The 12509-nt window shown below is 33.7% G+C and carries 11 protein-coding genes and 2 pseudogenes; 4 read left to right on the plus strand and 9 right to left on the minus strand.

Features of this window, described 5'->3' with window-relative positions:
- Positions 1–185 precede the first annotated feature (185 nt).
- The 8 genes and pseudogenes from JFU18_RS30490 to JFU18_RS09855 all read right to left on the minus strand — a co-directional run.
- Positions 186–346 (minus strand): annotated as a pseudogene (locus JFU18_RS30490) (S-layer homology domain-containing protein); the annotation flags it as partial.
- Positions 347–418: 72 nt separating this feature from the next.
- A complete protein-coding gene (locus JFU18_RS09830; RefSeq protein WP_201034844.1) occupies positions 419–1096 on the minus strand; it encodes an S-layer homology domain-containing protein in 678 nt (225 codons plus the stop codon).
- Positions 1097–1173: 77 nt separating this feature from the next.
- Positions 1174–2082: a DMT family transporter gene (locus JFU18_RS09835; protein WP_002166166.1), complete on the minus strand. Its 909-nt coding sequence runs from the start codon at positions 2080–2082 to the stop codon at positions 1174–1176.
- A 219-nt stretch (positions 2083–2301) separates the two neighbouring features.
- The gene (locus tag JFU18_RS30635; RefSeq protein ID WP_483862060.1) at positions 2302–3255 is read right to left on the minus strand and encodes a methyl-accepting chemotaxis protein; all 954 of its coding nucleotides are present in this window, start codon (positions 3253–3255) and stop codon (positions 2302–2304) included.
- Positions 3250–4029 (minus strand): annotated as a pseudogene (locus tag JFU18_RS30640) (MCP four helix bundle domain-containing protein); the annotation flags it as partial. The pseudogene JFU18_RS30640 and the gene JFU18_RS30635, both read right to left, overlap by 6 nt.
- 135 nt (positions 4030–4164) lie before the next feature.
- The gene (locus JFU18_RS09845; protein ID WP_201032665.1) at positions 4165–5433 is read right to left on the minus strand and encodes a M48 family metallopeptidase; all 1269 of its coding nucleotides are present in this window, start codon (positions 5431–5433) and stop codon (positions 4165–4167) included.
- 222 nt (positions 5434–5655) lie between these two features.
- A complete protein-coding gene (locus tag JFU18_RS09850) occupies positions 5656–5955 on the minus strand; it encodes a hypothetical protein (RefSeq protein ID WP_001006056.1) in 300 nt (99 codons plus the stop codon).
- A gap of 305 nt (positions 5956–6260) precedes the next feature.
- Entirely contained in the window at positions 6261–7109 is an 849-nt protein-coding gene (locus JFU18_RS09855) for a CPBP family intramembrane glutamic endopeptidase (RefSeq protein WP_201032664.1), read from the minus strand.
- Positions 7110–7248: 139 nt separating this feature from the next.
- Between JFU18_RS09855 and JFU18_RS09860 the strand changes: the two genes are divergently transcribed.
- Positions 7249–7950: a response regulator transcription factor gene (locus JFU18_RS09860; RefSeq protein ID WP_002064182.1), complete on the plus strand. Its 702-nt coding sequence runs from the start codon at positions 7249–7251 to the stop codon at positions 7948–7950.
- A gap of 9 nt (positions 7951–7959) precedes the next feature.
- The gene (locus JFU18_RS09865) at positions 7960–9687 is read left to right on the plus strand and encodes a sensor histidine kinase (protein ID WP_201034843.1); all 1728 of its coding nucleotides are present in this window, start codon (positions 7960–7962) and stop codon (positions 9685–9687) included.
- A gap of 153 nt (positions 9688–9840) precedes the next feature.
- Here JFU18_RS09865 and JFU18_RS09870 read toward each other — a convergent pair whose 3' ends face one another.
- The gene (locus JFU18_RS09870) at positions 9841–10743 is read right to left on the minus strand and encodes an AraC family transcriptional regulator (RefSeq protein ID WP_002064180.1); all 903 of its coding nucleotides are present in this window, start codon (positions 10741–10743) and stop codon (positions 9841–9843) included.
- Positions 10744–10879: 136 nt separating this feature from the next.
- Here JFU18_RS09870 and JFU18_RS09875 point away from each other — a divergent pair, with 136 nt between their 5' ends.
- Together JFU18_RS09875 and JFU18_RS09880 are read left to right on the plus strand one after the other, a co-directional pair.
- Positions 10880–11365 (plus strand): RNA polymerase sigma factor, encoded by a 486-nt coding sequence (locus tag JFU18_RS09875; protein WP_201034842.1) that lies wholly within the window; start codon positions 10880–10882, stop codon positions 11363–11365.
- A 5-nt stretch (positions 11366–11370) separates the two neighbouring features.
- Complete coding sequence (locus JFU18_RS09880; protein WP_201032661.1) at positions 11371–12495, plus strand: anti-sigma factor; 1125 nt, start codon at positions 11371–11373, stop codon at positions 12493–12495.
- Positions 12496–12509 lie beyond the last annotated feature (14 nt).

Raw genomic sequence — 12509 nt, forward strand, 5'->3', positions numbered from 1 at the left:
ATTCTTATCTTTGCGCTCTAGTTTCCCTGTTTGATTTTCAAAAAGGATAAACAAAAGCTTTTGCAAAGATGCTATATATACAATATTCTACTATCTACTAATCAAGTCCTTCACTTATAAAAATTTCACTTTATAGACAAAAAAAGCGCAAATATCATATTTGCGCTTTTTTCGAGCTTCATAGATTAATCGTTTGCGTAGAATCTATGAAGTGCATTATTTAAGAACTTCGCATACTGTTCACGGGTTACAAGTTTTTAAATAAACCATTACCCGTTTCAACTATAGCTTTATTAGACTGTAAGGCGCTAATCAAATCTTTAGCCCAATGATTTTCTGATATGTCATTTCACTTTTCATACAAAAGGTACAAATATGATCTATTTGCACTTTTACTACATAATAATGTAGCTCTTATTTATTCCATTTTCCCTAGCGAATTATCGATTGCCTTTTTTAAGAATTTCGCAAATTGCCCTCGTGTTACAAACATTTCAGGTTCAAATTTCCCAGCGCCTGTTCCTGCTACAACGTTATTAGATTGCAGCGCACTAATCGCATCTCTTGCCCAATAATCCTCTGATACGTCTGTAAATGTATGATGTCGTTTTGCTTTCAGATTATATGCTTTTACCAAAATTTGCGCTAGTTCCGCACGAGTTAACGTATCTTTTGGACGGAAGTTCTGATTTTCGTCTCCTTTAAAAATACCGATCTTTGTTAAATGTAAAATTTCATAAGGAAACATTGTTGATTTCCCGTCAATATCTCCATATGGATTTTCAATATGTACATTTCGTTTCAAATTTAGTGCGCGATACAGTACTGCTGCTGCTTGTTCACGGGTTACATTATCTTCTACACCAAATTTCCCATTTCCGTAGCCATACATAATCCGGTAATATACTAAATTCATAATTTCATTATAAGCCCAATGATCATTTGCTAAATCATCAAATTCTAGCATAATATCAGGTGGAGGTGGAGATTGGTGAATTCCATCTGTATTTGCTGAAACAATATTACCGCTAACAAATATCCCCCCTATTAAAGTTAATGATGTCGCTATCTTTAATAACTTTTTCATCTCTCTCATCCGCCTCTTCCTTTATTTTCCTACTTTTATATTGTACAAAAAATAAGAAAATTCTCAATACGTTAGGAGGTAATTTTTCACACTTCATAATACGTATTTTCTTTTACCACCACTTTTTCATCCTTCGTTTTTCGAAAAGTAAACGCCATTCCTACAAATATAAGAATAATCCCTACAATTTGCATACTAGTCGGTCTAAAACCGGTAAAGATCGTATCTAACAAAATGGCAACAGCAGGATCTAAAAACACTAATACAGAAATAAGTCTCGTCGGTAAATCTCTTAAACTGTCAAAAAATAAGTAATATACAAACCCAGTATGTATAAGTCCTGTCGCAGTAATCATCATCCAGTTCATCTCTGTTAATCCTTGAAAATGTCCGAAATCTACGAATGGTAGCAATAAAAATATGCCTAAAAACGTTTGTAAAAAGGTCATCGCATATGCACTCGTATGCTGAATCCCCTTTCCTAGTAACGTGGTAAAAGCATAAAATAAAGCCGCAAGAAGTGCCCATACCATTCCAGATGACATTAATTTCTCAAGCGACATACTACCGTCCACTCCAGCTACTAACACTGTGCCGATAAAACAAATAACAATGGACATAACAGCAAATACTGTTAGCCTCTCTTTAAATACGATACTACCGATCATTAATACGATAATTGGAGCGAGATGATACACTGAAATCGCAATTGTAATCGACATGAGTTCAAACGCTTTAAATAAAAACACCCAGTTAAAAACGAGAAATACGCCACACGCTAATATTTGCACAATTTCTTTTTTATTCCATTTCTCATTTTTATATTGTCCTGTTGCAAACCAACATAGCGTTAAAAATAAAGTCGCACAAATACAACGAATAAATACTAATTCAAAAGATGGTAAACCCGTTTGGACAGAAAAAAATCCAATCGATCCGAAAATAGACATCGAAAGAATCATTTTTATAGCCGGCATTGATTTTGAATGAAACAATTTTCTCCTCCCCCTACAATCATCTCTTTATAAACTAAAAATTCTAAAAACATTACATATCATTATATATCACAATTGAAAAACTGTAAAAAAATAGAATGTAAAAAGTAGAGTTCACACCAAATTTTCATAATAAAAAAATCATCCTTTATTTCTTATAAAGGATGATTTTTTTGCTATTTATTCAGAGGAATTTCACTATATATAAACTTAAATATACTATTTTTGAAGAGTAAATTGTGAAACAATCTGCTTTAATCCTCCTGCTACGCTATGCAGATGCTCAATTGAAACTGAGATTTCTTGAACTGATTTTTCTTGCTGATGAATAGACTCTTTTACCCTATCAGTTCGATCAGATGATCTTTGGGAAATTTGAGCCATGTCTTCTGCAGAAGCAGAAACCTCCTCACTACTCGCTGCAATTTCATCTGTAGACATAGATACAGTTTGAATTTGATTAGATACTTGCTGCACTTTTTCAGTGATTTTTCCAAATACTTTTTCTGTATTCATCACTACTTGTGTACCTGCCTGTACCTCATTATCTACTTTCCCCATCATGTCTACCGTATGGTTCGTTGTTCCCATAACTTGAATAATAAGTTTCTCAATTTGTTTTGCAGAATCACTAGATTGTTCTGCTAATTTTCTTACTTCATCTGCCACAATTGCAAATCCTCTACCACTTTCTCCAGCACGTGCAGCCTCAATTGCTGCATTTAATGCTAATAAGTTAATCTGAGAGGTAATACCTTGCATAACATCAATGATTTTAACAATTTCTTCTGATTGTTCTTTCATAGTCTCTACTTGTTTCACACCGCTATGTACTGAATTTTGGATTGTATCCATCTGTTGAATCATTTGTTTCATTAATTTGTTACCACTCTCTGCATCTAATGCTGATTGAGCAGACAATTCATTTACAGAGGATGATGTATTCACTATGCTCTGCATTCCTTGTGTCAACTCTTCCATCGCACCCGCAGTTTGTTCCATTGCTTGCATTTGGCTCTCTGCGCCATTGGCAACTTCTTCAATATCTATAGTGATTTTCTTTGCTGCACCGCTAGATACTTCTGATGCAGATACTACTCCGTCTGCATGTTGGAATAAAAGCTGAATATTATTCTCTACTTCTTGCATATTTGTTCTTAGCCCTGCAATCATCTCGTTAAAATCACTTACTAATATACCTAATTCATCTTTAGCATTATAATCACCATGTACAGTTAAATCTCCCTCTTTTGCTCTTTCCATCATACGGCTAACCGTTTGTAAAGGAGCAACTATAAGTTTGCTAATAATATAACTTACTATACATATAATGATTGTAGTAACTACTGCAAGAATGATAAAGGTAATAACGGACCGATCTATCATTTTTTGAGAATCTTTAAATACTTGGTCAGCTAAATTTGAAACATACTCTTCTAAATCTACAGCATAAGCAGCTAACTCTACTCCCTTCGGTTTTAAGTCCTTTTGAAATTCGTTTACCATTTGAGATTCATTTGTTCCCTTTGCTTTGTCAAACAACTTCTTATATGTCTCCATATAACTTGGCAAAGATTTCTTCATCTTCTGAAACAGCTCATCCTCTTGCTTACTTAAATTAACGCCATCATCATATTCTTTTAATAAAGAATCATATTTTTTAAGATCCTTTTCAACATTACCAATAATCCCTTCTTTATTTGTCCCCTCATTTTGTGACGTTGTAATTAATTCTAGTAAGTTATATTCTAGTGAATTTTGTGTACGAAGCATTCCTTCTAATAAAACTGCAGAATTTTGATAATCATCTACTACAACCTCTGTATCGTGCTTAATCTTATTAATAGAATTAATTGCTACACAACTCATAATTGCCATGCCCAAAACTGCTAATGAGATAAGTAAGAATAATTTATGTTTCACTTTTAAATTTTGTAAAAAATACATATTTCCACCTTTATTCCTTCATATATAGATTTTTAGAATTTTATAGCTTATTATTTACAAAATCACAATAAAAAGCAATGATAAATATTCCCAATACCAAACTTATATTTCTATAAAAAAGAAGTAGCATAATCGCTACTTCTTGTTTTTTTGTTTTTCATATTGTTCAAATGTATGAATCCTTTCAAAAATTGGCGGATGTGTGTATAAGAAAAATTTCACTAACGCAGGCGGATTCACTTGGCTTAAGCTTGTTTTTGATAAATATTGAAAAGTTTTCACACCAGACTTCCCATCTTTCGTCATATTTAAAGCATATTGATCTGCCGCTCGTTCTTCTATACGTGAAACGTAGTTTGTTGCTGGTTGTGATGCAAAAGATAATAAAGAGGAAATTAAGAAAAATAAAGGTAAAATCGAGAAACATGCCATTTTTGAAATTTTCAGCGTATCTCCCCATTTTCGAATACACAAATTTAAAATTCGACTAATTACATACATACCTATAAACGATAGTAAAATATAACTCCCAACGCCCCAATATATATGTTTCATAACATAATGTCCCATTTCATGAGCCATTATAAATAAAATCTCTTTATCTTTTAATTGCTTAAGCGTTGTATCCCACATTACAATACGCGAGTTAAGGCCAATTCCTGTTACATATGCATTTAACGAATTCGTTTTTTCCGACATATTTACTTCATATACGTGTTTAGCAGGAATGTCAGCTTTGTCTGCCATCGCTAAAATTTTCGTTTCTAACTCTTTATTTTTCAACGTCGAGAAGTCGTTGTAAAGCGGATCAATAATAACAGGCTGTACGAACGTTAAAAAGATTGTAAATGGTACAGAGAGTGCCCATCCTGCTAGCCACCATCTCTTCGGGAATTTACGGATAAGCCATAACAAAACCGTAACAATGAGTAACATAGTCGCATAGTTCACCCAAAAATCGATGACATGATCTTTTATCCAGCTTTGTGTGCTTTGCGTAGATATTCCGTAATCAACGGACACTTTACGCCCGATCCATTGCATCGGTAATGCAAGAACTGTTGTTAGTAGTGATAAATAAAAGAAATAAATCGCAACTTGTAAGACATTTATTTTGGTCGTTTCCTTCGACCATTTCTCAAACTTTTTTGAAATACCGAGCACGAGTACAAATAATAAAATAATCCATTCAAGAGGCGTCGCTAAAAAGAACAGTAAATTTTTCACACGCGAATAATCTTGACTTAGCGTAAGCTCCCTCGCATTCATAAAGGTTTCTGGATCTGCACTCGTTCCTTTATACATGTCCGGAATGAGTTCATGATTCCATCCAAATAAATACCAATATATAAGTAACGCAAACCCAACGTACAAAAAAAGCGACCACCCAATAACTTTCCTCACGCTATTCCCTCCTCTATGCTGCCTGTCTATTATTATTGTAAGTTCGTACTTTCAAAATTAGAACAAGCTAATCGTGATAATTGTTCTAGCTCGTTCAATTTACATAAAAAAACTCTTCTATTACAAGAAGAGTTTCACCGGCTCATAATCTGGTATAAGAAATGTACTTACAAACCAGTGCCTTTTACATATCGTATATATTCATAGTCCTTAAAATCCTTCTTAAGGAAGTACATCTATTAACAAACTAAAATCTTGCAAAGAAAAAGAACTATATTTCATAATACCTTGTACAGTTAGAAGTAAAATAAGACCCATCACACACATATAATTAATACTTTCTTCATGCTTTTTCTCAGCAACTACTCCGCCCGTTATGCATAAAATCCCTAATAAATGGAGCGCTAAATACATAAAAAAGTAAGCTTCCTCCCAGCGAAGAACAACATTTACTGTCGTAATCAATACTAAACTCAGTACAATCAAATAAAAAAACTTATTTGACGATATTGTTTCATTCATATAATTTTATACATCCCTTTCAAATTTCGAATTAATAATGATTTAGTTTTCATAAAATAAAAGTCCCCATCACTTTCTCAAACATTTTATGAGCCCTAACATAATTCACTTCATTTTTTACATACTGTCTGAAGATGCGCTTCATCATTTCTTCTATAATAAAGCTGACTATTATTAATGTCCCTAACACGATAAAAAGAAAAATAATATTTCCTGTATCATTATTGATGGAACAGTACTTATATCTAATAGAAGTACAATAATCTATCATTTCCTTCAATATTTTCTCAAACATCTTCTCTACCTTACTTATCTCCTGCTATACTCGAAAAGCTCTTTTCCTTCTCCGCATATATAACAGGCACTTCTTTACTCCAATATTTGCGATTCACAAATAAAAAGATGAGCACTAAGTTTAATCCTGTCATAAAAATAATTAATCCTGGAAAGAATGTCGTATAGTTCGAAAAATCGGCAAAACTCATTATCTTTTCTCTACTTACTAAAAAAGAAGAACTAAGCACAAGCGCATTGTTTAACATATGAATAGCAATTGGCATGAGTAAGCTTTTCGTACGAATATATACAATTGATAGTACGATGCTAAACACAACTGCACCAAGGAAATCAACATGTAAGCACCCAAATAAAAGTGCTACAACGACCATTGCTATACTAGTACCCCATTTTGCCGCAAAACGCTGCAGTAAAAACCCTCGAAAAACAAACTCTCCGACAATAGGCGCGATAAATACAACCATAATAAATTGAAATACATATCCCCCGGTACTATCTATAATCGGTTCATGCAAGGCATTCATAATAAAATCTGGTGTAATCCATGCAAAGCTGTACATATATAAAATAAGATAGCCGTAACTAAACATACAAAGCATAATCGCGATGTACAAAACTTGCACTAGGTTAAATGTTTCGTTTCTATTAATAAATAATGAAAATGAAACACGATGCTTTCTATATCCGTAAAAAATCCATATTATTGGAAGGATATAAAATATAAGCATATTTATAAAAGATGAATTTTGTATATGAAATGTACTTTCTAGCAATTCATTACTGCTTCGTGCTATTAAAATTAATAGTGCAAATACAATTAAAAAATATCTAGCTCGCATCGTTTGAAACGGATTCACATTCATCTCCTCCCCATGTTACTTTTATCATATCATTTGAATCTTAATTTTTTGTGAAAGAAAACCTTAAAATTTCCTTAAAAATTCCATAAGTTACAAAAAGATGATATGATATTCGAGGAAATTAGGAGGGATTCATATGTATCACGCAAATATTCTACTCATTGATGATGAAACAGCAATTTTACAATTACTAACTACCATTCTTGAAAAAGAAGGTTTTTCTCATATTACAACTGCAACATCTGCGGAAATAGCCTTATCTCTCACCGAGCAAAACAATTACGATTTAATTATTTTAGATGTAATGCTTCCTGGACAATCCGGTTTTGACATTTGTCCAATCATTCGCCAAAAAACGGATTGCCCTATCTTCTTCCTAACAGCAAAAACATCTGATGTAGATAAAATTTCCGGATTTTCATACGGTGCGGATGATTACATTACGAAACCATTTAATCCACTAGAAGTAGTCGCTCGTATGAAAGCTCAACTCCGAAGACATATGAAACAAAACATACAAGAACAAAGAATATACTCCTTTTCTTTTGGGAGATTTGAAATTGATCAACATTCTGCGGAACTAACAGTAGATGGAAACGTTGTCGAATGTTCCGCTCAACTCTTTCAACTACTACTATTCTTTTGTGAGAATCCGAACTACGTATTTTCGAAGGAAGAATTATATGAAAAAGTTTGGGGAGCACCTGCCTATAATGGAGATGATAATACTGTTATGGTTCATATTCGAAAACTACGTGAAAAAATTGAACAAGATCCAAGTAAACCAGAATACATAAAAACAGTTCGTGGACTTGGCTATAAGTTCATTACAAAGTAGGTTAAAGATATGAATTTTAATAAACGACTTATAATCCAGTTTATTTTACAACACGTTTTTGTCTTAGTTACGTTACTTATCGCAGTAATTGCTTCTTTTTCTTATTTAATTTTTCTTCTTAATAGTACTTTATATGAACCTAATATTTCTGATTATGATACCTTTACAATCTCCGAATATATTTCTTCTGAAGACAATAACATTACTTTAAAATCTGAGGTAAAAGATTTAATAACAGAAAAGAGTGATTGGCTTCAAATTGTAGATGAAGATGGAAAGGTCCTTTACAACTTTAATACGCCTAACGATGTTCCGACCTCTTACACAAAGACATCCTTACTTACGTATTTACAGAATAGTAACAACAATATTTATAAATTTAACTATTGGGAAATTAAATTAGAAAAGAAACCAGTGATCGTTATTTACGGTGCCAAACTAAAAAGTAATGCATTACTAAAAACGATACAACAAGGACACCCTTCTTTATCATTAAATGAACAAGAAAAACAATTACTTTCTAAAGAAAAAGCAACACTGCAAATATTTAATAACAATGGCGAAGAAGTTTTTTCCTATCCAACTGGGAAGAAAAAAACATTTTCGGCTATAAAAATGGCTCTTAATGAAAAAGAACCGTGGAATTATAAAGAAAATACATCTAGTTTTTACGATTCAAATAGCGGTCATCTCGTCGTTGTATCCGCCCCAAACGCTCATTATTATCCAGATGATGAATTAGATGATATATTTACCAAGAAACTTCTAATCGGATGCAGCTTAATCCTCCTTATTGTGTTTGTTTATTTAGTCATTCTTTCAATTTGGTATGGAAATAAGTTTGGAAAGCCTTTATTACACACGATGCGCTGGCTTAAAAACATAGCCGGAGGAAAATATGAAGAACCTGTTAGTAAAAAAGGCAAACCTGTTCGGTTTCGGCGCTCCGGTAAAGAAAAATGGTCGTTCCGCATATTTAAAGATGTTACAAACTCACTAGAGCACCTTTCTATTACTTTGAAAAAGAACGATGCAATGAGAAAAGTACTGCAACAAACACGTGAAGAGTGGATTACCGGCCTGACGCATGATCTAAAAACGCCGCTTAGCTCTATATACGGCTATGCATTATTACTAGAATCGAAGCAATATAATTGGACGGATCAAGACATTCAACAATTTGGCCATGTAATGAAAGAAAAATCTCAATATATGACTACATTAATTGACGACTTAAGCTTAACATATCAATTAAAAAATGATACTCTTCCTGCGCAACACATAAATGTTGAAATTAATCAGTTCGTCCGAAAAGTACTATTACAATTTATTAATAACCCGACACTGCAAAATCAAAACATTGAATTCGTGCCAAGTTCAAGCAAAATCCAATATTTTATTGAAGAAAAATGGTTCCAACGTATTATCGAAAACCTACTCGCAAACGCTGTAAAACATAATAATGAAACGACAAACGTAATCGTAAAGCTTTCGCAAAATGCAAATTCATTTACACTATCTATTTCAGATAATGGAAAAGGTATGGATGATAAAACGAAAGAACTTCTATTCGAGCGATATTACAGAGGAACGAATACAGAAGAAAGCAACATCGGAACTGGACTTGGTCTCGCCATTACAAAACAGCTCGTTCATGCCCATAACGGAACGATTTTCATTGATAGTGAACTTGGAAAAGGAACGACGATTATACTTGTGTTTCCGTTTAGTTCGTAGAAAAAGGTGCTTTTATAAAGCACCGTTCTCTTTTCGGAGCAGCGCGCTAGTAAATGAAATTATATCGACTTAACTATAAAATACAACAATAGTAGCAACCTATTAATAAAAGAAGACCGTCCAAAAATACCTTTTGAACGGTCTTTCTTTCTATTATTTCTTCTTCACTGGTATCCAAAGCTCAACTTGAGCAAACTCACTCTTATCTGCATGGCAACGCTCATCGTACTGTTCAAACTCTGTAACTCCGCAATGTTCATATCCTGAATGCGGGAACCATTCTGAGAATACTGCATTCCACGTTTGGTGAATAGACGATACCATTTCTTCATGAGGAACTTTAGGCGTTGTAAATACTGCATACGTTGCGGATGGGAATGTACGCTTTGCAACTGCATTTGGTACATTTTCAAAGTCTGTAACTTCCATTCCGATAATATAAGTGAAGTCCCCTGTTTCTAAATTAAAATCAGTACATAATCCAAGTTCTACCCATTGGCTCGTATCTTTACGATTCGGAATCGTCGTTCCAAGATCTTTTTGTAAATATTCTTGCCAAAATGCTGGAATGTCTTGATGGTTTTTTCCTTCTTTACTTGTCGTCTTCAGCTCATAACCCGCCATTAAAAATTCTGGTTTATTTACAATACGATATTCCATTTGTATGCCCCCTAAATATGGATTTAATTTTCTTTGTTTTACATTCACTCTATAATACATTGGTGTTTCAATTTCTTGTTTTCGATATTCACTTGGTGTCATTTGAAATAATTTTTTAAAGGCTCTCGTGAACGTTTCGTGAGATTGAAAGCCATGCTCAAATGCGATATCAATAACTTTTTCATCCGTATGAGAAAGTTGATAAGCTGCCCGGGCTAACCTCCTCTTTCGAACATACTCCATTACTGTATCGCCTACTAACGCCTGGAATACACGATGAAAATGCGACTCAGAAAAACCTGCAACACGTGCTAAATTACGCAGCGTTTGTTTTTCCATTACATCTTCCTCAATATAATCAATTGACCTTTGAATTTGTGTTTCATAGCTTTCCATCTCTGTTCACCCGCCTTATATGTATTATGATAAAAGAGAATCCTATCCAATTCTTGACGTTTTTTACTATAATTTCGTAAAAATTGTAACTTTTTTATATGTATTTCGTTGTTATGTATGAAGGGAGGGAAATGTAGTGAAACGTAAACAATCATTAGAAGAAATTTACTCAGAGCATATGCAAGATTTATTTCGCTATCTTCTCTCCCTAACCGGAGATTCTCATAGTGCTGAAGATCTCATGCAAGAAACATTTTATCGAATGCTCGTCCATATTGACTATTATAAAGGAGAAGAAATTAGGCCGTGGTTATTTACAATCGCCTACAACGCCTTTATCGATTGGTACCGAAAAGAAAAGAAGTATAAAACAACGCAAATTGAAGAATTCCATTTACCAAACGTGCCAAGTACAGAACACTCTTATTTCGTAAAACATGAGATTGCTAGTTGGTTACAAAGTATATCCTCTCTTCCGCTCGAAAGACGAAATGTGTTACTACTACGAGATTACTACGGATTCTCTTATAAGGAAATAGCAGAAATGACGGGGCTCTCCTTAGCGAAAGTGAAAATTGAATTACATCGCGGACGAAAAGAAATGAAAAGCATAAAGGAGTGATACAGATGGGATGTGCAGAGTTTAAAAAACTGTGGGAGAAATATGAAACAGGAATGCTCACACATGATGAACAAGAACAGTTAGAAAGTCATATTGAAACTTGTGAAGAATGTGAAACTCACTTAGATGAACTGTTAACAAAAACAGAGCCAATTAAGAAAAAGTTACCGCCAAAAGATCTTAAAATTCCTTTTTGGAGAATTAAGTGGAAACATCGGTTACAGATGCTTGGTTTTATACTAGTAATTTGTATCGTTATATATATAATCGGCGGGGTATTATCTGCCTTTTATTTTCAAGCTAATAATGATAAAAGGCTAGAAGAAATAAGAAGTGTGCCTTCTCTTGCACTTGAAGCAACTATCCCAAACAGCCGTGTTATGGGAGGCGGAACAAGTGTAGAAGCTTTTTTCCGTACAAACAGCCGCTTTGATTTAGTAAGAACCGTCGGTAAAAAAGAAATGCCACTCGGTACAATAGAAACAAAAAGCTTCTTATCATCTGTAGATGTCACGAAGCAAACTTGGATGAATCCGTTCTATCAACCACAACTCTTCTTTGTTCATCCCAAAACAGAGCAGGGTGATTATTTAAAGGATTCCTCAAAAAAAGTATGGGATACACTTGCAAAAGTACATGATGGAACCGTTGCAGAAGTAGCAATTTCTTTTGATAAAGCTTACACTTTAAAAGAATTAGAACCGCTTTTATATAGCATATTTGAAGCACAAGAACTCCCTCCAACTCCTGTATGGTACGCTTTAGATACAGGACAAGAAAGAAAAAATGTAGATGACTATATCTTACATGGCGGAGAAGCTATAGGATTTCCAGAACATGTAAGATTTCTAGATAGTAACGCAGACAAGTACAAAACGCCAGAAGATCAAGTAATCGAAATGATGCGCGTCCTTTCTATCCATAAAAAAACGGTAAGTAAAATAGCAGCACTTCCTGAGAAAGAACTAAACTTAGATAAACGTTATAAATATGTAAAAGATAACGGCGTAAAAGTATATGGCATTGTCATTACCGGTCCGTCGAAAGAGTTATTAAAATTACAAAACTCCCCGCACGTACGTTATGCAACTCTTGGAGATATTGAGATTTGGAATTGGTTTGATCAGTGAAAATGAAAAGGTTG

It is taken from the genome of Bacillus sp. TH22, assembly GCF_016651015.1.
Classification (GTDB): domain Bacteria; phylum Bacillota; class Bacilli; order Bacillales; family Bacillaceae_G; genus Bacillus_A; species Bacillus_A mycoides.